Here is a 20,481-nt window from a genome sequence, read left to right on the forward strand (position 1 = left end):
CCGGAGCCGCCGCTGCCACCGGAGCCACCGCCGCCACCGGAGCTACCGCCACCGCCGGAGCTGCCGCCACCACCGGAGCCGCCGCCACCGCCGGAGCCGCCACCGCCACTAGAGCCGCCGCCACCACCGGAGCCGCCGCTGCCACCGGAGCCACCGCCGCCACCGGAGCTACCGCCACCGCCGGAGCTGCCGCCACCACCGGAGCCGCCGCCACCGCCGGAGCCGCCACCGCCACTAGAGCCGCCGCCACCACCGGAGCCGCCGCTGCCACCGGAGCCACCGCCGCCACCGGAGCTACCGCCACCGCCGGAGCCGCCGCCACCACCGGAGCCGCCGCCATCACCACCAGTGCCGCCATCACCACCAGTGCCGCCGCCGCTGCCACCAGTGCCGCCGCCATCACCACCGGTACCGCCGCTGCCACCAGTGCCGCCGCCATCACCACCGGTACCGCCGCTGCCACCGCCAGTGCCGCCACCACCACCGGAGCCGCCGCCATCACCACCAGTGCCGCCATCACCACCAGTGCCGCCGCCGCCGCCACCACCAGTGTCGCCGCCGCCAGCACCGGTACCGCCGCCGCCGGTGCCACCGCCACCACCTGTTCCGGTGCCACCACCAGGGGTGGAGCCACCACCAGTGCCGCCGCTGCCGCCTAAGCCGCCGCTCCCGCCACCGGAGCTGCCGCCGCCATTGCCGTCCTTGCCGTCGCCGTGGCTGGCGCCATCACTGCGATCATCTCGGCGCGTGTTCTTGCCAATGGCCGCAGTCGACAGAGGCGGGCACATCCTGATCTGTGCACGCGTGAGAATCTTCGAACGATTTATTGCAGCGCAGCACGATGCAAAGTTGTCTTCCGTCAGGGGACTGCATTGAGCCGCAGTCATGCGCCGGCGCTCTACTGCGTTGGCGTCCATTGCTACGATTATGGCTGCTATTGATGCGGTGGAGAGTAGGAGAATTAATTTAGGCGATATTTTACCAATTCTTCGCATAGAAATACTCCGACGCAATAACACTTAAGAAATTATCCAATATTTTTCCAAGAACCGCTTGACGGTCAATTTACGAAATATTGGTAGTCTCGCCACATCCCTGCCCCAATTTGGCTTAATCAAGCCGGCGTTAATCCTTATTAGCTAGACTCTACGTCGGACTGGGGCTCTGCGCCGACTGTTGAGGGGGGAACTTTATGAAACGCTTCATCGCGCATGTCTGTTTGTTGCTGATTGCGGCCCCGATGGCCGCTCATGCGGGTACAACCATGAAGATTGGCGGCAAGGCCTTTGCTCCGCCGGCTTTCGCCTCGTTCTGCACGCGCGAACCCACCTTGTGCAGTACCAAAGGCGGGGCAAAAACCGTCTCGCTTCAGGCCGACAAGGCCAGCGAATTGCAGCAGGTCAATCGAGCCGTCAACGCGCGCATCAGGGAGCGCAGTGACCTCGCCAATGTCGGCAAGGACGACGACTGGCGGGTGCCGACGGGCTATGGAGACTGTGAGGACTTCGCTATCCTGAAGAAGCGTGAGCTGCTAAAGCGCGGCTGGCCGGCATCGGCGCTGCTGTTGACGGTCGCACGCTATCACGGCGCGGGCCACACGGTGCTTACCGTCCGCACCAGCGAGGGTGACCTTGTGCTCGACAACATGACCAATTCCGTGCGCGACTGGTCGCGAACGCCTTACGACTATTTTGCGCGGCAATCGCAGTCGAATGGCAGACGCTGGGAGCTCATCGGCGGCGCTCAAGAGATCTGAAGCGCCTTCGGCCAGCCCGCAGCTGGGCGAGCACCTGCACTATTAAATGTCTCCTTAAATCGACGTCGATTTAAGGAGATGCAGCAATTTAAAGTGCTGCAGCGCCCCTTTGCGCGTCGGATAAGACGCGCGGAGAGTCCTGAGTTTCAGCCGGTTTCGTTGTGCTAACGAGAGCACAGCGAACGGGTGATGGCAAAGGCCGCTAATCGGCGCTCAGTGCTACGGCGGGCTGCAGGCGCGAGGCATTGCGGGCCGGCAGGTAACCGAAGAGCAGGCCCGTCAGGAAGGCGCAGGCAAAGGCAAGCGCTACCGGACCGGCGGTGAAGCTGACAGGCATGCCGAACGTGCGGGCGACGTAGGCGGTGCCGAGTCCGGCGACGATGCCGATCGCGCCGCCGATGGCGGACACGACCAGCGCCTCGACGATGAACTGCACGAGTATGTCGCGCTGACGGGCGCCGGTCGCCATGCGCACGCCGATTTCTCGGGTACGCTCGCTGACGCTGACCAGCATGATGTTCATGACCCCGATGCCGCCCACGAGAAGCGAGATCGCTGCGACGGAGCCGAGGAAGAGCTTCATCGTGTTCGACGTCTCGGTGAACGCCTCACGCACGGAGGACATGTTGGTGATCTGCGTGTCGTCCCTCTTGTGGCGCTCGTTGAGGAGCGTCTGGATTCTCTCCTGTGTCAGGTCGATGGCCGCGGAGTCCTTCACCTTGACGGTGATGGTGCGGATGTTGCGCTGGCCGAAAATGCGCATGCTGCCGGTGGTGAGCGGCACGAGCACGACGTCGTCCTGATCGTTGCCGCCGGCGCTGGCCCCCATTTCGCTCATCACTCCGATCACCTGGAAGGGGATCTTGTTGACGAGCACATATTGGCCGACCGGACTTGAGTCCTCGGGGAAGAGCGTCTTGACCACCGTTTGGCCCAGGACCGCGACCGGGGCATAGCCCTCCATATCGTCGCTGTTGATGAACTCACCGCGTCCGATCGGCCAGGATTTCGCCTGCATGAATTGCGGTACGGTTCCGTTGGCGGTCGTCTGATAGTCGACATTGCCGCGCCGAAGGGTCACCGTGCTTGTCATCTCCGGAACGGCGAAGGCGACGTTCGGCAATTCCAGAATGGCGTCGGCGTCCGCCGGCACCAGCGTCACGTTGCTGCCGCCCGCGCTGCCGCGGAAATTGGCCATGCTGGGGCGCACCAGCAGAAGGTCGGATCCCATGGAGGAAATGCGGCTCAACACCGAATCCTGAGCGCCGGTGCCGATCGCCAACATGGCGACGACGGAGCCGACACCGATGACGATGCCGAGCAGCGTCAGGATCGTGCGGAACAGATTGGCCCGCAGCGCCCGCATCGCCATCTTGACCGCTTCCGAAACGTCGGCGATCGCGGCAAGGCCTTCGCGCGTGCGCTGGGCAAGGCCGAATGCGGCCTCCGGATTACTCCGGCCCTTCTTGGCGCGATCGGCGATGATGCGGCCGTCGCGGATCTCGATCAGCCGATCGGCCTGCTCGGCCACCTCGCGCGAATGAGTGATGACGATGATCGTGTGGCCGTTCTCGTTCATCTCCCGCAGAAGCGCCATCACTTCCCGACCGCTCCGGCTGTCGAGCGCACCGGTCGGTTCGTCGGCGAGGATGACGCGGCCGCCGTTCATGAGGGCGCGGGCAATCGAGACGCGCTGCTGCTGGCCGCCGGAAAGCTGGCTCGGCCGATGGTCGAGCCGCTCACCGAGATTGAGGGATTTCAGGAGCGCCTGCGCCCGCTCGTGCCGGCTATGCGCCGACACGCCGGCATAGACTGCCGGTACCTCGACGTTTTCCTGAGCGCTTGCGGTCGGGATGAGGTTATAGGCCTGGAAGACGAAACCGAAAGTGCGCCGGCGCAGCCCGGCGAGTTCGTCGCCGTCGAAGCCGGAGACCCTTTCGCCTTCGATCAGGTATTCGCCCGAGGTCGGCTGGTCGAGGCAGCCGAGAATGTTCATCAGGGTCGATTTGCCGGAGCCGGACTGGCCGACTATCGCGACGAATTCGCCGGCCTCGATATCGAGCGAGATATCGTGCAGCACCTCGACGGCGAGGTCGCCGTTGAAATAGGTCTTGCTGACATCCTTGAGCGAGATGAGGACCTGCATCGGCGTGCTCAGAACATCGGCGGCATGCGCATGCCGCGCGTACGCGTATTGCGCTGGCTGCTTCCGGTCGAGGCCGCGCTCGAGTCGACAACGACGCTCTCGCCCTCCTTCAGGCCGCTGACGATCTCGGCGCTGACGCGGTTGCGGATGCCGATTTCGACCGGGCGGGTTTCGGTGGCGCCCGACGGGCCGAGCACGGTGACTTCCGTCCTGGGTTTGCCGGCGCTATCACCTCCGGCCGTGCGGATGGCGGCGGCAGGCACGACGAGCACGTCCTTTGCGGCAGCCTCGACGAAGAAGACCTGGGCGCTCATCGACATCATCAGTTCGCCGGTCGGATTGGGCACGTCGAAGAGCGCGTAGTAGAGGACGACGTTGTTTTCCGTGTCCGGCATCGGCTGGATCTGCCGCAACTTGCCGGCGAAGCGCTTGCCGGGCTGGCCGAGCAGGGTGAAATAGGCGTCCATGCCGATCTTCAGCTTGCCGACGTCCGCCTCCGAGACCTGGGCCTTGACGGTCATCGTCGCGAGATCGGCGATGGTGACGATCGTCGGCGTCGTCTGGTTGGCGTTGAGCGTCTGGCCTTCCTTGGCGGGATTGGCAACGATCGTACCGGCCATCGGTGCATAGATCTTGGTGTAGCCGAGATCGACCTTGTCGCCGGCCAACGTCGCCTTCTGCTTACGGATCTGCGCCTCGATTGCCTGCACGTCTGCTTGAGCGGCGGTATGGTCGGCGATCGCCTGGTCGAGGGTCGATTGCGAAACGCTCTTCGTCGCGACGAGACTGCGCTGGCGCTCGATATTCGCTTCCTTCAGCACAAGCTGGGCCTTCGTCGAGACGAGCTGGGCCTCAAGATGGGCAAGTTCCGCTTGGTCGATCTCGATCCTGTTCTCGATCGAGGCGGGATCGATTTCGGCAACGAGCCGGTTCGCCTCGACCTTGTCGCCGATCTCCACATGGAGCGCTTTCAGCTGGCCGGAGACCTGCGCGCCGGCGTCGACGGACTTGATCGCGTCAAGCGTTCCGACGGCGGTGACGCTGTCTTCGATGTCGCCCCGCATGACGACTTGCGTGATCATCGCGGTCTCGGGCTGCGTCCCGTATTGGCTCCAGGCGTAATAGCCGGCGCCGAGCACGGCGATGAGGACGGGCACGGCGATCCGAAGGCGCCCGCGTCGCTTGCGGCGGACGGGTGTTACGGGGCTCGGCATCAGGGTGACATTCGCCGCCGAAGCCGGCGCTTCCTGTCTGATCGTCTTCGCTGTCTTCCTCATCGGCACAGTGGCTTTCCGCCGTCGGTTATTCCCTTCCAAAATAAGGGCGAACGGGACGAGGGAACAGCGTCGGGTGCATTATATTTTCGTAATCATCGCCGCAGCCACTGGCGAAGCCGATGCCGCGGCGAAGTCGATTCGGAGCGCCTAATGCCACATGGGTAGAAACGAAGCCGTTGCGTGCGCTGCCTCTCAAGTAGATGGCCGGAAAGTTCCGAGGCGCGCCAGCTCCGCCCTTGACGGAGGTGGTGTAGCTGCGAACGAGTTGGACGAGGTATGACCTTGGGTCCGGTTCAATAGGGATCGACTACTTTCGAGCCAATGACAACATTGGCCTTTCCCTCGAAATTCTCCTACCGGGTCGAAACTGGCTTGACGCACAGCGGCGGTGCCACTAGAAGAATGCGAACCGTACCGTACGGTACTGACGGAGCGATCGCGAAGTGCAGGGTGTCTTGGAGAGCAGGGAGACGGGTGCCGGGAACGGACTGACGGTTCGTCAGGGAGCCGTGCTCGAACAGGCGCTGCGGCTCCTTGTCGACGGCGGCGAGAGGGCCCTGACGACCGCGGGGGTGGCGCGCGCCGCCAATTGCTCCAAGGAAAGCCTTTACAAGTGGTTCGGCGATCGCGATGGGCTGCTTTCGGCGATGATCGCCTTCCAGGCGAGCAAGGTGAGGACGCTCGACGTTTCGGCCGATGCGCTGGACGCGGCGAGCCTCCGGGCGCATCTTGTCGCCTTCGCCAAGGATCTGCTGGACGTGCTTGCAGGCGATGTGTCGCTGGCGCTCAACCGGCTGGCGATCGGCCAGGCAAGCCGCGAAGGCTCCAAGCTTGGTCGACTGCTCGAGGAGCGCGGGCGCCGGCAGATCGGCCGCAGGGCAGGGGCACTGCTCGAGGCGGGGCGTAAGGCGGGGCTTCTCACCTTCGGCGATGCGGAGGAGGCCTATGGCGCCCTCTACGGTCTCGTCGTCTCCGACTGGCATTTGCGCATGCTGCTCGGCGAGGATCCGAGCGGGCTGAAAAAGAATTTTGGCGGAAGGGCGGAGCGGGCGGTTGACGCCTTTCTCGCGCTCTACGGCAGAAAAGGGTAACGGCGGTCGGACGTCTGGACCGTCAAAGGGAAACGGACAAGCAAAGGGAAGGATAGTTCAATGCGCGTCTACTACGATCGTGATGCCGATCTCAACCTGATCAAATCGAAGAAGGTCGCCATCGTCGGCTATGGCAGCCAGGGCCGCGCCCATGCGCTGAACCTCAAGGATTCCGGCGCCAGGGAAATCCGCATCGCGCTGAAGCCTGGCTCGGCAACCGCCGCCAAGGTCGAGGCCGACGGCCTTTCGGTTCTCTCGGTCGCCGAAGCGGCCAAGTGGGCCGACCTCATCATGATGGCGACGCCGGACGAGCTGCAGGCCGACATCTACAAAGACGAAATCGCCGGCAACATCCGCGACGGCGCCGCGATCGCCTTCGCCCACGGCCTCAACGTCCATTTCGGCCTGATCGAGCCGAAGGCTTCGGTTGACGTCGTGATGATCGCGCCGAAGGGCCCGGGCCACACGGTTCGCGGCGAGTACCAGAAGGGCGGCGGCGTTCCCTGCCTCGTCGCCGTTCACCAGAACGCTTCCGGCAACGCCCTCGATCTCGCGCTCTCCTACGCCTGCGGCGTCGGCGGCGGCCGTTCGGGCATCATCGAAACCAACTTCAAGGAAGAGTGCGAAACCGACCTATTCGGCGAGCAGGTCGTTCTCTGCGGCGGTCTGGTCGAACTCATCCGCGCCGGTTTCGAAACGCTGGTCGAGGCCGGCTACGCGCCGGAAATGGCCTATTTCGAGTGCCTGCACGAAGTGAAGCTGATCGTCGACCTGATCTATGAAGGCGGCATCGCCAACATGAACTATTCGATCTCCAACACGGCCGAGTGGGGCGAATACGTCACCGGCCCGCGCATCATCACGGAAGAGACCAAGACCGAGATGAAGCGCGTGCTGAAGGATATCCAGACCGGCAAGTTCACCTCGGAATGGATGCAGGAGTACCGTTCGGGTGCGGCCCGGTTCAAGGGCATTCGCCGCGTCAACGACGCCCACCAGATCGAGGAAGTCGGCGCCAAGCTGCGCGGCATGATGCCCTGGATCGGCAAGAACAAGCTGGTCGACAAGGCGAAGAACTAAGCCTTACCTCCCAAGGCTAGAGGAAAGCCGGGGCGAAAGCTCCGGCTTTCTCATGTCTGGCGGCGGAGGACCGCATCACATCGGGTCTTTGCCCTTCATGGCATTTGCCATGTGAGTCTTGCACTTTTCCTGGTCATTCGCCGTCATGGCTTCCTTGGCCATGGCCAACTCTTTCTGTGCCATCTCCTTCCGTCCCGAGTCGGTGATCTGGCCGACATCTGTTTCGAGTTTCGTCATGCCCGCCTGGTCACAAACGAGATCCGCCTGTGCGAAGACGGGGGACACGCAAACTGCCGATATCGCGGCTGCAACCAACATTTGCTTCAACATATGAAATCTCCAGTTCCATCGCTTCGTGCGATGCACGGGATCCAACCGCCGACGGACTTCGGTTCCTCCAACGAGGCAATCAATCCCGATAGAAATTGCGCGGCCATTTGTGGCTTCTCGCGCTGCCCGCCGGCAAGGCCACGCCCATCGCCGATCGCGCAGTTGTGTTCGACATTGCGGACGGAGCGCATGCCCGGGATGACCTTTGAGACTGCCGGGTGGCTGAGGACGAAGCGGAGCGCCGTCTCGGCGAGCGCATCGGGCGCGACCTCCAGGTCTTCAATGATTTTTCGAGCGCGCTCTTCGACTTCCCGCTTGCGCTCACCTTGTGAAGTCAATTATCGGGCTTGCTGGCCGCCACATGCAGCCAGGGCGTCGGCTTGCCGTCATAGCCGCCGCCATCCGTCTCCTCGATATCGATCGCCGTCCAGCCCGTCTCCTCGAACCGCCGCAACAGCCAGTCGCGCGAGGGATAATTGTAGTAGCGGCCGAACCCGTCGCGGCCCTCCATCTCGCCGGCTTTGAAGCTTGCATGCAGCACGCCACCAGCCTTCAGCGCCACGAGGATACGGGCGAGCACACCGGGAAGTTCGGTGCGCGGCACATGCAGCAGGCAGGCCTCTGCCCAGATGCCGTCGAAGCGCTCGCGCCAGCAAAGCTCTTCGAAGCGAACCACCTCCACCGGTCGGCCGAGCAGACGTTCGGCCTCCATCGCCAGTTCCGGCGATCCGTCCGTCGGCGTCACGTCGAAACCACGGGCGAGCATGTAGGCGCTGTCCTGACCGCCGCCGCAGCCAAGCTCCAGCACGCAGGCGCCGGGCTGGAGCCTTGCGAGGAACTTTTCGAGCCGTGCCGCAGGCGTTCGGCGGGCACGGCCCGCATAGGCGGCGGCGTTGTCGCGGTAGAAGCTCGCGTTGCCGTCATCGATCGTCGTCATCTACACTCTCCCATCGCTCCCCCCCAACTATCAGGACGCCATGCCGCATACCAGGCAGCCAGTGGCTGCTGGAGAATCGTGCCAAGGTTGTGGCTCGTTTGACCATCTCGCATCATTGCGGGTCGCCGTAGCAGCTTGCACTCTGTATGCTGAAGCGGGAATGGATTCGAGTGGCGAATCGTGCATCGGATCGGCGTCTCTGGGTTGTAATCCCACGCGGCGGAGATCGAGCGAGGATCAAGGGCCATGTCGGAAGCGCGTCGCAAGTTGACAACCATCTTCTGCGCCGACGTTCAGGACTATTCGCGCCTGATGGGGGCTGACGAAGAGGGAACGCTTGCCACCCTCAAGCACTACCGCGACGCCATGGCGCGCCTCATCGAGTCGCATGATGGGCGGATCGTCAACACTTGGGGCGACGGGCTGATCGCCGAGTTCCCGAGCGTGGTGGAAGCGGTGAGGGCGGGAGTCGACGTCCAGAATGAATTGGCCGGACTGAACGCCGGGCGACCGAGCGCGGCGCGGATGTTTTTCCGCATCGGAATCAACCTCGGCGACGTGATCGCGGAAGGCGACGACATTTACGGTGATGGCGTCAACATCGCCGCGCGTCTGCAAGCCTCTGCGCCGGCCGGCGGCGTCATCATATCCAACACCGTCTATGACCAGGTGCGCAACAAGGTAGCGGTTGGCTTCGACTTTCTTGGCCAGCTCGAGGTCAAAAACATCGAGGGCGGCATTCCGAGTTATGCGGTTCGGATCGGGGCCGAGGAGGGACGAGCCGCGCCGATGGCCAACCCGGGCTTCGGCCGGCAGGCGCAGCCCGTGCAGCCGGCGCCGGCCACCGAGCCTGTGCGCCGATTTAACCGGATCTATGCCGTGTTCGGCGTGAGCGCGGCCGGCCTCGTCGCCATAAACCTGTCGTCCTGGGAGGGCGAGTTCTGGGCAGTCTGGCCCGTTTTCGCGATGGGCATGGCCGCAGCATTGTTCTGGATCGGGACCGCGCGGGTCGATCGCGGTTTTGCCATGCTCGCCCTGGCTGGGATCGCGGTGGTCACGATCAACCTTCTCTCCTGGGAGGGACGATTCTGGGCTGTCTGGCCGCTGCTCGGCCTGGGTATCGCCGCAGCCCTTCGGGGGGTCACGCGCGGGCGAGGCAGCTAGTCAAGCGTTGCACAATGCCCTGAGCGGTCGAGGCAGCGGCGCGCCCGAGGCGAGAATGCCCGGCGCGAATACTGAAGTTCGATCGCGGCACCTGCTAGCTTCATATCGCAATTGTCATGCAACGCGGATCTCTGCTTGAGGCGCGCGCTTCACGCGCTGCAAGTCGGCCAATTGCAGCAAGATAGGTCAGGAACATTGACATAAATCGTGCGCTGTGATCATCTCCGGCCCTCGCAAACGGGAGGACCGCATGCTCAATTGGGAAAGCATTTTTGCCACGCGCTCGAGCCGGATGAAGGCTTCGGAAATCCGTGAACTCTTGAAGCTGCTCGACCGTCCGGACATCATCTCCTTTGCCGGCGGCATCCCCGATCCCGAGCTTTTTCCCGATGCGGAGTTCGGCCAAGCCTATGCGGAGATCTTCGGCGGGCCGGCCGTCAGCGCCGCGCTGCAATATTCCGTCAGCGAAGGATACCGGCCATTGCGTGAGTGGCTTGCCAAGCAGATGGCCCCGCTCGGCATTCCCGCGACGGTCGACAACATTTTTATCACCTCCGGTTCGCAGCAGGGGCTCGACTATCTCGGCAAGCTTTTTCTTTCGCCCAAGGACACGGCGCTCGTCACCTGGCCGACCTATCTCGGCGCGCTGCAGGCCTTTAACGCCTACGAGCCGAACTACGACCAATTGAATCCTGGCGGCAACCGCACCCCGGAAGCCTATGTCCAGGCGGCAGCCGAGGCAGGCGGCCGGGTCAAATTCGCCTACCTCTCGGCCGATTTCGCCAATCCGACCGGCGAGACGGTGGACCGCGCCGGCCGTGAGCGGGTGCTGGATCTCGCCGAGGAACTTGCCATACCGGTGATCGAGGACGCCGCCTACCAGTCACTGCGCTATGACGGCGAGGCGATCCCGCCGATTCTGGCGCTGGAGATTGCCCGCAGGGGCGACATCAACAGTGCCCGGACAATCTATTGCGGCAGCTTCTCCAAGACGCTGGCGCCGGGGCTTCGCGTCGGCTGGGTCTGCGCAGCCGAGCCGGTGATCCGCAAGCTGGTGCTGCTGAAGCAGGCAGCCGACCTTCATTCCTCGACGATCAACCAGATGGCGATCTGCACCGTCGCCGAGCGCGGCTTCGACGAACAGGTGGCGAAGATCCACAGGGTCTACAAGCATCGCCGCAGCGCCATGCTTGCGGCGCTCGAAAAATACATGCCTGCCGGCGTTACATGGACGAAACCGGAGGGCGGCATGTTCGTCTGGGTAACGCTGCCTAAGGACACGGACGGTGCCGAACTGCTGGCCAAATCGATCCAGACTGCCAAGGTCGCCTTCGTTCCAGGCCGCGCCTTCTTCGCCGACGGCTCCGGTGAAAACACGCTGCGTCTAAGTTTCTCCTGCGCCAATGACAGAATGATCGATGAAGGCATCCGCCGGCTCGGCGATCTGATTCGCGGCGAGATGGCGGAAGCCGCCTAGCTCGACATTTTTTCCACAATTGATCGGTGCCGTGACAAAAGGCACCATCGGTCAGCAACGACTACAGTTGAGGTTTTCGGCGCAAGTCTCTGTTATAAATGAAATTCTCTGAATCGATCAACGGTTCTTAGGCAGTCTAAGCGAGTGGCCGCAACGCCCGTATGAGCGTTCGGGATCACCGGTCGCGCGAGGGATCAAACGACAGGCCCCTTATTGAGGCCATATTCTGAACCAGGATCACGCCCGATTACGCCGCGCTGCAGCAGGATTGTTGCGGTGCGTCAGGGAACTTTGCCGCTCGATTTGCTGATGTCCTCGGCCGACCGGGCGACCTAGGGACAGGGCGTCGTTTGTATGAGTACACAAGCATCCTCGGGACGGTTTCGTCCGGATATCGAAGGACTACGGGCCTTGGCGGTCTCCGGGGTCATCGCCTTCCACTTCGGAATGACCAGCCTGCCCGGCGGATTTGTCGGCGTCGATATCTTCTTTGTCATTTCGGGCTTTCTGATCACCAGGCATCTGCAACAGGAAATTGCAGAAACCGGCACAGTCGATCTCTGGCGCTTTTATGCGCGCCGCGCCCGCCGGCTGCTTCCTGCCTCGCTTTTCGTCATCCTGGCCACGCTGCTTTTCGGCTATTTCATCCTCGCGCCGTCAGAGCAGCAGTTCTATTCGAAGGGATCATTGTTCGCCTCGGCCTACATGATCAATCTCTGGCTGATCCGGTGGACGGTCGATTATTTCGCCGCGGATGCGTCAAACAATCCCTTTATCCATTTCTGGTCTCTCTCGGTCGAGGAGCAATTCTACCTCGTCTGGCCGGCCCTGCTTCTCGTCTTCGCGCGGCTTCGACCAGGGAAGGGCGGGCTCTTCTTTCTCCTCGCCCTTGTGGCCGCCATCTCGTTTGCGCTCTGCTGGCACATGACGGCCGTGTCCCAGCCTTGGGCCTTCTATTTCTCGCCGTTGCGAGCCTGGGAATTCGCCATCGGGGGCCTTGCGTCGATGGCGCTGCCGCAGGAGTGGGCGCGGCGCTTTCGCTTTTCGCCCGCCCTTGGCTGGCTCGGGCTTCTGCTCATTGCCGCCGCCTATCTGACCGTGACGGAGGAGATCGCCTTTCCGGGCTCGATCGCGCTCGTGCCCGTTCTCGGAACGGTGATGGTGCTGTTGAGCGGCGCACATCAGGGGGCCGCCGGGCCTAAGTCCACTCTGGCGTTTCGGCCGTTCCAGGAGATCGGGAAGCTTTCCTATTCCCTCTATCTGTGGCACTGGCCGGTTATCGTTTATGCGGGCATCGTCGAGCCCGAGCTGACGGTGGTCGATCGGTTCCTATGCCTGGCGGTCACCGTCCTGCTGTCGCTCTTCAGCTACCATTTCATCGAAAATCCGATCCGCCAAAACGGCTGGCTGGCGGCCAAGACGGGCCGATCGCTGGGACTGGCTGTGCTGCTCACCGGAGCCGGCACGACGCTCGCCTATGGCAGTGCGGCCCTGGCAGGATACAGCCTTGATGGCGAGCAGCGGCTGATCCAGCAAAGCGCCGAACGAAAATCGGCGGCGCGGGAATTCGATTCGGCCTGCGTGCTCGAAAGGGAGGCGGTCCGGCCCAAGGCCTGCAAATTCGGCGCTGCCAACCCGAAGAAAACGATTGTGCTCCTCGGCGATTCCCACGCTGACCATTGGTCGACGCCGCTCAAGAAGATCGCCGAAAACAATGGCTGGCGGCTCGTGACCTTCCTGAAGTCGTCCTGTCCGGCGGCGGATGTGCCGACCTGGAACGGCGTGCTGATGCGGAACTATGACGAGTGCGACGCGTGGAAACGCCGGACGTTCGGCGAGATCGCAGCGCTGAAGCCCGATGTGGTGATCCTTTCGCAATACTCGTCGAGCTATGTGAGGAACGAGATCAATTCGATATCCAGTCACCAGATGGATGTGCAGGACTGGGCGAAGGGCATCAAGCGCTCGGTCGAGACACTGGAACGCGCCGGCAGCGACGTCGTCCTGCTGCGCGACGTGCCGGTCCACAAATCCTATCTCGACAAATGCGTGGCGCGCGCGCTTTGGCAGAAACGCAGTCCAAGCGATTGCGACACGCCGCGCAGCGAGGCGGTGGAGGAAACCATCCCCGCCGCGGAAAGGAAGGCGGCTTTGGAGATGCATGCGTCTTATGTCGATGTGGTCGATCTCTTCTGCAACAGGTCAACGTGCCCTGCGGTGATCGACGGAAAGCTCACCTTCCGCGACCGCCACCATATCGCCACGGCCTATGCGGAATCGCTTGCGCCACGGCTGGAACGCGCGATCTTCGGGGACGGCCGCGTCGGCGCGGTGCGGTAGCAACCGGTTTTGATCCGGCGCTTACTGCGGTTGCATGAGGGGCCCGTAAATACCCCCGTTCAGACATGCGGCCCGAGCAGTGACAGATCGGCGGCGCCGAGCCGATCCTTGGCGGTCCAGAGCTGGTGCCAATAGGGATAGATGACCGGCGGCAGACTGACGGCGTCGAGCAGTTCGCATTCCTCGTCGGTAAGCTTGAGGCTGGCGGCGGCGAGGTTGTCGCGGAACTGCGCCTCGGTGCGGCCGCCGATGATGACGGAGGTGACCGCCTTGCGGCCGATCAGCCAGGCGAGCGCCACCTGTGCGGGCGAGACGGTGCGCTCGGCGGCGATCGCCACCAGCATGTCGACGATCTTCCACAGCCGTTCCTCGTCGCGGATCGGCGGCTCGTTCCAGCCGGCGAACTGGCGGGTGCCCTCGGGCGCCTGACCGCGGCGGTGCTTGCCGGAGAGGAGGCCGCCGGCCAGCGGGCTCCAGACGAGGATGCCGAGGCCCTGGTCGATCGCGATCGGAACCAGCTCGTATTCGGCCTCGCGGGCCTCCAGCGTATAGTGGATCTGCTGGCTGACGAAGCGCTGGCGATGCTCGAGCGCGCTGATGCCGAGCGCCTTCATGATGTGCCAACCGGAATAGTTGGAGCAGCCGATATAGCGAACCTTGCCCTGGCGCACGAGCGCGTCGAGCGCCTCCATCGTCTCCTCGAGCGGCGTCTGGCCGTCCCATTCATGCACCTGGTAGAGGTCGATCACATCGGTCTTCAGCCGTTTGAGGCTCGCCTCGCAGGCGCTGATCAGGTGCTGGCGCGATAGACCTCCGTCATTCGGGCCCGGACCCATCGAGAAGCGCGCCTTGGTGGCGACAAGCACGCCGTTCTTGCGCTTGCCGCCGAGAACCTCGCCGAGGATCTCCTCGCAGGTGCCGGTCGAATAGATATCGGCCGTGTCGATCAGGTTGACGCCGGCATCGAGGCAGAGGTCGACATAGCGGCGCGCCTCCTCGACACCGACATTGCCGACCTTGGCAAAATTGCCGCCGCCGCCGATCGTCATCGTTCCCATTGTGATGGTCGAGATTTTGAGGCCGGAGCGGCCGAGCTGACGATATTCCATTGTGTCGCTCCCTTGCGTGGGCGTTGCCGGAGAAGGTAGCCGGAGAGGGCGCGAAAGCAAGCGGCGCCCCGGCCAGAGGGTCAAAGAAAGCGCGCCGGAATCGCTTCCTTGTAGGGGAACATATCGAAATAGGGCTTCGCCTCGGCGAGCGTGCGCTGGAAGGACGGACGCTCGAGCAGGCGCTCGAAATAGGCCGAAAGGTTGCGATGAGTGCCGTTGAAGGGCTGCACGATGCCGGCATAGAACAGCGCAGGCGCCGCGGCGCAATCGGCGATCGAGAAGCTCTCACCGATCGCAAAGCGTTTGTGTTTGAAGTGTTGCTCGGCCATGTCGTAAGCGACGGCCAGCGCCGCCTGGGCGTCGGCGACGCCGCGTCGGTCGTTCTCGCCGGTCGGCCGCAAGGTATCGGTGACGATCTTCTGCATCGGCACTTGCACGTAAAGATCGAAGAACCGATCCCAGAGCCTCGCTTCGAGCGCCAAAGCGTCATCGCGCGGGATCAGCGGCACACTGCCGGGATAGTTCTGATCGAGATATTCGATGATAATCGAGGTCTCCGGCACCGTCCTGTCGTGGTCGCTGTCGTAGAGCACCGGGATCTTGCCGGCGGGCCAGACCTCCAGGTAGCGGGCATGTTCCTTGGGGTCCATGAGATCGACAATCTCCGCCTCGAAGGGGATGCCGGCTTCGTAGAGCGCGATCAGCACCTTGTGGCAGAAGGAGGCGAGCGGATGGATGTAAAGCGTCAACGCCATGTGGGTTCCTGCTATAGATTGGTTGCATTATGCAATCAGTATAGCGCAGGAACACGGAGACGAAAGGGATATTTCGCGTAAGCCTCCGCGCGAGAGGTTGCTCCGACATTCTCGGACCTGACCCGAGTATCCAGCCGCCAACAGCCGCTCGATTGTGGATCCTCGGCAAGCCCGAGGATGACGAGGGGGTGTGCTTTTCGCAGGTGAGATGGGCCGCAGCGCATGCGCGTAAGCCCGCACGGGCATCATCGCCGCTCAGGCGCGGCGGAAGGTGCCGTCACGAAAGCGGCGACGAAGCGCTTGAGGCTTTCCTCCACGAAATCCTGTACCGGCAGGCGCGGGTCGAAGCTCCACCAGAGGAGCGCGCCCTGCCATTGGGAGGCCATCATCAGACCGACGCCGGTGGGGGCGGCGGCGACGCCTTCGAACCGCGCCGCGATCGCGGCGGAGAGCGCGTCGCGCCAGGCAGCGCCCCGGGCGCGCAAGGCGGGATCGCGCAGGTCCTCGCGCAAGATCATCAGATCGTCCGCATAGGTTTCGATGCCGCCATAGTCGCCCGAGAGGCCGACGAGGAGGGATACCGCGCCTGCGGGTGTTTTCGGCGTGCTTTCCGCCAGTTCCGCCGTCAGCCGGTCGAGCCGGTCCCAGGCCTGAAGCAAGGCTGCCTGGATGAGGCGCGACTTCGTTTCGAAGCGCTGGACCAGCGTCGAGGCGGAAAGGCCGCAGCCGGCGGAAAGCGCCGCGAAGGTGAGGCCTTCCGGCCCCTCCTTACGCATGATGCTAATGGCGGCGTCGAGCACCTCCTCGTTCGGCAGGGTTTTGGGGCGGGGCATTTTTGACCTTTATTTATAACCGAATACGCGTTTATATATTGGCCTGGTGATTGATGCCAGATGATTTTTCAACGAGGACGAGATGAAGCTCGAAGGCAAGGTGGCGCTGGTCGCAGGCGCAACGCGGGGCGCCGGCCGCGGCATAGCGGTAGAACTCGGTGCTGCAGGCGCAACAGTCTATGTCACGGGACGGACGACGCGCGAGCAGCCCTCGGAATACCAGCGGCCCGAGACGATCGAGGAGACGGCGGAACTCGCGACGGCAGCGGGCGGCAAGGGCATCGCCGTGCAGGTGGATCATCTTGAGCCGCAGGCGGTGCAGGCGCTTGTCGAACGCATCCGCCGCGACGAGGGCCGGCTCGATATTCTCGTCAACGACATCTGGGGTGGCGAGAAGCTCTTCGAATGGAACAAGCCGGTATGGGAGCACAATCTCGAGAACGGACTGAAGATCCTTCGGCTGGCGGTCGACACGCATCTGATCACCGCCCATTACGCGCTGCCGCTGCTGATCGGGCGGCCGGGCGGGCTGCTTGTGGAGGTGACCGACGGCACGGCGAAATACAATGCCGAGCACTATCGGCTCTCGCCCTTCTACGATCTCGCGAAGACCTCGGCGAACCGCATGGCCTGGGCGCATGCCAAGGACCTCGCCCCGCACGGCGCCACAGCCGTCTCGCTGACCCCCGGCTGGCTGCGCTCGGAAATGATGCTCGAGGCGTTCAAGGTGACGGAGGAGAACTGGCGGGATGCGACGGCCCATCAGCCGCATTTCGTGATTTCCGAGAGCCCGCGCTTCGTCGGCCGCGCCGTCGCGGCGCTCGCCGCCGATCCGGACAAGGCTCGCTTCAGCGGCCAGTCGCTTTCAAGCGGCGGGCTGGCTCAGGTCTACGGCTTCACTGACCTCGACGGCTCGCGGCCGGACTGCTGGCGGTACATGGACGAGGTGATGGAGGCAGGCAAGGCTGCGGATGCGACGGGGTATAGGTGAAGGCGGGCGCCGGCCTAGCGAGGGTACGCGTCGGCGGCGCGGGAGAATTCTTGCTGCTTTGACGGCTTTTATCACGGTGCGGACGCACCGTGGCTGGACCCCTGTGACAAGCACAGGGGTGAGGGGGCGGGGAGCCGCTTTGACGCTACGTGAAGCTGCGGCGAGTGTGCAAGACCGGCCGGCAGGGCTCTAATTCGTTCGAGCTTCTGGTTGTCTGCGCCAGGCGGCTTCGCGGAAATGGCGCAAGAGCGTATGATGTTTTCGCGCCGGCCCGTGATTAGGCCGGCCGAGGCGGGAGGGACTCATGGCAGATAAGGACAAGCTCTTTGCCGGTGCGATACCCGAGCTCTACGAGCGGCTGATGGTGCCGCTGCTCTTCGAGCCCTATGCGGTCGACCTTGCCGAGCGGGCGGCGCGGCTGAAACCTCTCGACGTGCTGGAAATCGCCGCCGGCACCGGCGTCGTCACCCGGGCGCTGGCGCCGAGGCTCGATGTCGAGGCGCAACTCGTCGCGACCGATCTAAACCAGCCGATGCTGGACGTCGCGCACACCAAGCTAGGTGATGACGAGCGGATCATCTGGCAGCAGGCGGATGCCATGGCGTTGCCCCTCGACGACGAGAGCTTCGATGTCGTCCTGTGCCAATTCGGCGTGATGTTCTTCCCCGACCGGGTGGAAGCCTACCGCGAGGCGCGGCGCGTGCTGAAGCCCGGCGGGCGCTTCCTCTTCAACGTGTGGGATCGGATCGAGGCAAACGAGGTTGCGCACGCGATATTGGAGGCGCTGAAGGCGCGCTTTCCAGAGAACCCGCCGAGCTTCATGCGCCGCGTGCCACACGGTTACGGGGATCCGGAAATTATCCGCGCCGACCTCGAGGCTGCCGGCTTTCACGACATCATACTCGAAACGCTCGAGAAGACGAACGGCCCCGTGTCCGCTTCCGACGCGGCGATGGCCATCTGCCAGGGAACGCCCGTCCGCAGCGAGATCGAGGAGCGCGACGCTTCAGCGCTGGCGGCGGTGTCGCAGGCCGTGGCAGAGGCGCTGGCGAAGCGGTTCGGGAACGGGATGATCGAGCGCCGGATCCGGGCGCATGTGGTGGAGGCGGTGCGCTAACCGCGCCGCCTTAGGAGGCGGCCGCCGATCACGCCGGCGAGGATGACAAGCATCGGCGTCCTGAGCCCGCGGGCGACGAGCAGCGGCTTCAGGATGTTGTCGATCAGCCTGATCAGGACGAGGATCAGCGTCAGGCCGAGGGCGGCGCGGGTTTCCATCGCCATCCAGGCCAGACGGCGACCGGCAGGAGGATCGGGGCCGGGCCGATTTGTATGATGCAGAATATGAGGACAGCGAAGGCGAGCACGCTTGCCGCGGGAATGCCGAAGAGCGAGAAGGCAAGCCCGGCGATCACGCCGCGCGCGACATTGCGGATCGTCGCGGCCGCAAGATCGACGCCGATGCCGGCGAGCTTGCCAAGCACCGTGCCGCCCGCCTGCAGCAGCGACGGCGCGAGCCGCTGCAGCGTCGCTTCGAGATTGCCGGGGGCCTGGGCCCAGGCGGTATGGAGCCAGTTGCCGATCAGCGGCCAGTCACGCACCGAATCCGGCGGGGCCGGCACGGCAAGGATACCGGTTGCCAATTTTCCGAGAAGCGCCTGGATGGCTTCGGCGAAGCTCATGGCGATCGCCGCCAGTGGGCCGGCGATCACCGCTAAAGCGATAAGCGTGATCACCGCCGCCGCAAGGCGAGGGCGGCCGCCCAAGAGGGCTGTGAGCGCCCTGAAAAGCGGGTAGAGCGCGACGGCGAGAATGCCGGCCCACATGGCGATGATCGCGAAGGGGGCGACAAGCGTGAACGACCAATAGGCGAACAGCGCCAGCACGCGAGCCGCAGGAACTCGGTGACCCGCGGCTCGATCGACGCCGGCGCGCTGGCAGGCTCGGCTTTGACTGGAGATTGCGCATCGTCCATGGCGGCTCTCCCCGCCGCCGTTCGCCCACGCCACGGGCCGGCATGGCCGGGTGATCGCGGCAGTCCGGGTGAGAACGGGATCAGGCGGCGAGGGGAAGTGTACGCGAGGGTGGGGCGGCGGGAAGATGGGTTGCCCGCAACAAGGGCCTTCTCGTTCGCCTCCGGCCCGTTCCAGTCGTTCTTGCCACACTTGGCGAACGACTGCTTTGCGCCCCATTTCCGCCATTCAGACCACCGTTGCAGCTTCCCGAAAGCTGACGGTCTGCTAAGCCGGCACTAAGGCCTCGAATGGGGTGGTAGCGGTTACGCCGCCTGTCACAGGTCCTGGAACACCGCCCAAGGCGTTGATGTCAATGCGGGCATCCAAAATATCAAGTACTCCTTCGCGGCCTCGTCTAGGCTATCCGCCCGCGTGGTCGCTGCCACCGTGCGCGGCGATGAACATGGCGACGGCCGACCGGCAATAGGATTCGATCTCGTTATCGTCCTCTGCTCTCGCCTCATCGAAGCGTGCGACAATCAGGAGATCGGAGCCTTTGAAAAGTGCGGCAAACAAGCGGGCGGACCGGAGAGGATCGGGCACGTTCAAAGCCGCCTTCGCGTCCAACTGACGCAACAGGGCCTCGATTTGGGCGGTGATATGGGCGGGGCCGGCTTCGTAATGGACCTTGCTCAACGACTTTTGGTTCGGCGTGTCGGCCATGACCATGGCTTCGACGTTGCGGACGTCCGGGCGCAACAGCGTGCGAAGCAGCGATGATCCCACCGCCATGAGCTGATCTTCGGCCGAGCCGTCGACGCCTTCAAAAAGGGCCTGTGGTATTAACTGCTGGCAGCGGGCCGCAAAGGCCGCTCCAAACAGCGCCTCTTTGTTCTCGAAGTGCCTGTAGATGCTGAGCTTGGATATCTTCGCTCGCTGGGCGACCTTGTCCAATGTCGTCGCTTGAAAGCCCAATTCCGCAAAGAGTTCGCCCGCGGCGTCGACTATCGTTTGGCCGAGCGCCTCATTGGCGGGCCGGCCTCTCCTGCCTCGACTATTTTCGCTCACGATAATTACAGTCCTTGACAGTATCGTTATTCGTGAATTACGATACTACGCAGTATCGGAAATTCCAAGAGGTGATTTTATCGTGTCCTCCAGATCAGGTTTGCCTTGGCCGCAAGGCGATATCCAATGCGCATCGCTGGACGATATTGCGCGCCAGGCACAGCCTAAGTCCCTC

General features: G+C 63.6%; 17 protein-coding genes and 1 pseudogene. 8 read left to right on the plus strand and 10 right to left on the minus strand.

What is annotated here, in order from left to right:
* Positions 1–788, minus strand: a 788-nt coding sequence (locus CO676_RS35160; RefSeq protein ID WP_179875436.1) for a hypothetical protein, incomplete at its 3' end; no start/stop codon positions are given.
* 404 nt (positions 789–1,192) lie between these two features.
* Here CO676_RS35160 and CO676_RS08425 point away from each other — a divergent pair.
* Complete coding sequence (locus CO676_RS08425; RefSeq protein ID WP_097520373.1) at positions 1,193–1,756, plus strand: transglutaminase-like cysteine peptidase; 564 nt, start codon at positions 1,193–1,195, stop codon at positions 1,754–1,756.
* Between the two features lie 202 nt (positions 1,757–1,958).
* Here CO676_RS08425 and CO676_RS08430 read toward each other — a convergent pair whose 3' ends face one another.
* Positions 1,959–3,902, minus strand: a complete 1,944-nt coding sequence (locus CO676_RS08430; protein WP_097520375.1) for a MacB family efflux pump subunit — start codon at positions 3,900–3,902, stop codon at positions 1,959–1,961.
* Positions 3,903–3,910: 8 nt separating this feature from the next.
* Positions 3,911–5,179, minus strand: coding sequence for a macrolide transporter subunit MacA (gene macA, locus CO676_RS08435; RefSeq protein WP_097520377.1), 1,269 nt, complete (start codon positions 5,177–5,179; stop codon positions 3,911–3,913).
* A gap of 443 nt (positions 5,180–5,622) precedes the next feature.
* Between macA and CO676_RS08440 the strand changes: the two genes are divergently transcribed.
* Together CO676_RS08440 and ilvC are read left to right on the plus strand one after the other, a co-directional pair.
* Positions 5,623–6,270 carry a TetR/AcrR family transcriptional regulator C-terminal domain-containing protein gene (locus CO676_RS08440; protein ID WP_097520379.1) on the plus strand — a complete coding sequence of 216 codons (648 nt, stop codon included), beginning with the start codon at positions 5,623–5,625 and terminating at the stop codon, positions 6,268–6,270.
* 60 nt (positions 6,271–6,330) lie between these two features.
* Positions 6,331–7,350 carry a ketol-acid reductoisomerase gene (gene ilvC, locus CO676_RS08445; protein ID WP_097520381.1) on the plus strand — a complete coding sequence of 340 codons (1,020 nt, stop codon included), beginning with the start codon at positions 6,331–6,333 and terminating at the stop codon, positions 7,348–7,350.
* A gap of 75 nt (positions 7,351–7,425) precedes the next feature.
* Here the strand turns inward: ilvC and CO676_RS08450 are convergent, their stop codons facing one another.
* Together CO676_RS08450 and CO676_RS08460 are read right to left on the minus strand one after the other, a co-directional pair.
* The gene (locus CO676_RS08450; RefSeq protein WP_014765052.1) at positions 7,426–7,680 is read right to left on the minus strand and encodes a hypothetical protein; all 255 of its coding nucleotides are present in this window, start codon (positions 7,678–7,680) and stop codon (positions 7,426–7,428) included.
* 334 nt (positions 7,681–8,014) lie between these two features.
* Positions 8,015–8,617, minus strand: a complete 603-nt coding sequence (locus CO676_RS08460) for a class I SAM-dependent methyltransferase (RefSeq protein ID WP_097520383.1) — start codon at positions 8,615–8,617, stop codon at positions 8,015–8,017.
* 246 nt (positions 8,618–8,863) lie between these two features.
* Between CO676_RS08460 and CO676_RS08465 the strand changes: the two genes are divergently transcribed.
* The 3 genes from CO676_RS08465 to CO676_RS08475 all read left to right on the plus strand — a co-directional run bounded on the left by CO676_RS08465 (position 8,864) and on the right by CO676_RS08475 (position 13,598).
* Complete coding sequence (locus tag CO676_RS08465; RefSeq protein ID WP_097520385.1) at positions 8,864–9,781, plus strand: adenylate/guanylate cyclase domain-containing protein; 918 nt, start codon at positions 8,864–8,866, stop codon at positions 9,779–9,781.
* Between the two features lie 250 nt (positions 9,782–10,031).
* Positions 10,032–11,258 carry a PLP-dependent aminotransferase family protein gene (locus tag CO676_RS08470; protein ID WP_097520386.1) on the plus strand — a complete coding sequence of 409 codons (1,227 nt, stop codon included), beginning with the start codon at positions 10,032–10,034 and terminating at the stop codon, positions 11,256–11,258.
* A 354-nt stretch (positions 11,259–11,612) separates the two neighbouring features.
* On the plus strand, positions 11,613–13,598 hold the full coding sequence (locus CO676_RS08475) for an acyltransferase family protein (RefSeq protein WP_097520388.1): 1,986 nt from the start codon (positions 11,613–11,615) through the stop codon (positions 13,596–13,598).
* A gap of 59 nt (positions 13,599–13,657) precedes the next feature.
* Here CO676_RS08475 and CO676_RS08480 read toward each other — a convergent pair whose 3' ends face one another.
* The 3 genes from CO676_RS08480 to CO676_RS08490 form a co-directional block, all read right to left on the minus strand.
* Positions 13,658–14,707 (minus strand): aldo/keto reductase, encoded by a 1,050-nt coding sequence (locus CO676_RS08480; protein ID WP_097520390.1) that lies wholly within the window; start codon positions 14,705–14,707, stop codon positions 13,658–13,660.
* An 80-nt stretch (positions 14,708–14,787) separates the two neighbouring features.
* Complete coding sequence (locus CO676_RS08485; protein WP_097520391.1) at positions 14,788–15,462, minus strand: glutathione S-transferase family protein; 675 nt, start codon at positions 15,460–15,462, stop codon at positions 14,788–14,790.
* Between the two features lie 245 nt (positions 15,463–15,707).
* Complete coding sequence (locus CO676_RS08490) at positions 15,708–16,295, minus strand: TetR family transcriptional regulator (protein WP_097520393.1); 588 nt, start codon at positions 16,293–16,295, stop codon at positions 15,708–15,710.
* 82 nt (positions 16,296–16,377) lie between these two features.
* Here CO676_RS08490 and CO676_RS08495 point away from each other — a divergent pair, with 82 nt between their 5' ends.
* Both CO676_RS08495 and CO676_RS08500 read left to right on the plus strand, forming a co-directional pair.
* Positions 16,378–17,286 (plus strand): SDR family oxidoreductase, encoded by a 909-nt coding sequence (locus tag CO676_RS08495; RefSeq protein ID WP_097520395.1) that lies wholly within the window; start codon positions 16,378–16,380, stop codon positions 17,284–17,286.
* A gap of 304 nt (positions 17,287–17,590) precedes the next feature.
* Positions 17,591–18,403 (plus strand): methyltransferase domain-containing protein, encoded by an 813-nt coding sequence (locus tag CO676_RS08500; protein WP_097520397.1) that lies wholly within the window; start codon positions 17,591–17,593, stop codon positions 18,401–18,403.
* Between the two features lie 20 nt (positions 18,404–18,423).
* On the opposite strand, the pseudogene CO676_RS08505 reads toward CO676_RS08500, so the two are convergent.
* Positions 18,424–19,258: pseudogene (locus CO676_RS08505) on the minus strand (AI-2E family transporter); the annotation flags it as partial.
* Positions 19,259–19,658: 400 nt separating this feature from the next.
* Positions 19,659–20,306, minus strand: coding sequence for a TetR/AcrR family transcriptional regulator (locus CO676_RS08510; protein ID WP_013851159.1), 648 nt, complete (start codon positions 20,304–20,306; stop codon positions 19,659–19,661).
* Between the last annotated feature and the right edge of the window lie 175 nt (positions 20,307–20,481).

Source organism: Sinorhizobium sp. BJ1, from assembly GCF_002531555.1.
GTDB lineage: Bacteria > Pseudomonadota > Alphaproteobacteria > Rhizobiales > Rhizobiaceae > Sinorhizobium > Sinorhizobium fredii_B.

What these genes read in the sequence shown, in the direction of transcription:
- CO676_RS08465 (WP_097520385.1), top strand. Translation starts at nt 8,864, where the DNA reads ATGTCGGAAGCGCGTCGCAAGTTGACAACCATCTTCTGCGCCGACGTT.
- CO676_RS08430 (WP_097520375.1), bottom strand. Translation starts at nt 3,902, where the DNA reads ATGCAGGTCCTCATCTCGCTCAAGGATGTCAGCAAGACCTATTTCAAC.
- CO676_RS08480 (WP_097520390.1), bottom strand. Translation starts at nt 14,707, where the DNA reads ATGGAATATCGTCAGCTCGGCCGCTCCGGCCTCAAAATCTCGACCATC.
- ilvC (WP_097520381.1), top strand. Translation starts at nt 6,331, where the DNA reads ATGCGCGTCTACTACGATCGTGATGCCGATCTCAACCTGATCAAATCG.
- CO676_RS08450 (WP_014765052.1), bottom strand. Translation starts at nt 7,680, where the DNA reads ATGTTGAAGCAAATGTTGGTTGCAGCCGCGATATCGGCAGTTTGCGTG.
- CO676_RS08425 (WP_097520373.1), top strand. Translation starts at nt 1,193, where the DNA reads ATGAAACGCTTCATCGCGCATGTCTGTTTGTTGCTGATTGCGGCCCCG.
- CO676_RS08495 (WP_097520395.1), top strand. Translation starts at nt 16,378, where the DNA reads ATGAAGCTCGAAGGCAAGGTGGCGCTGGTCGCAGGCGCAACGCGGGGC.
- CO676_RS08470 (WP_097520386.1), top strand. Translation starts at nt 10,032, where the DNA reads ATGCTCAATTGGGAAAGCATTTTTGCCACGCGCTCGAGCCGGATGAAG.
- CO676_RS08490 (WP_097520393.1), bottom strand. Translation starts at nt 16,295, where the DNA reads ATGCCCCGCCCCAAAACCCTGCCGAACGAGGAGGTGCTCGACGCCGCC.
- CO676_RS08485 (WP_097520391.1), bottom strand. Translation starts at nt 15,462, where the DNA reads ATGGCGTTGACGCTTTACATCCATCCGCTCGCCTCCTTCTGCCACAAG.
- CO676_RS08460 (WP_097520383.1), bottom strand. Translation starts at nt 8,617, where the DNA reads ATGACGACGATCGATGACGGCAACGCGAGCTTCTACCGCGACAACGCC.
- CO676_RS08500 (WP_097520397.1), top strand. Translation starts at nt 17,591, where the DNA reads ATGGCAGATAAGGACAAGCTCTTTGCCGGTGCGATACCCGAGCTCTAC.
- macA (WP_097520377.1), bottom strand. Translation starts at nt 5,179, where the DNA reads ATGAGGAAGACAGCGAAGACGATCAGACAGGAAGCGCCGGCTTCGGCG.
- CO676_RS08475 (WP_097520388.1), top strand. Translation starts at nt 11,613, where the DNA reads ATGAGTACACAAGCATCCTCGGGACGGTTTCGTCCGGATATCGAAGGA.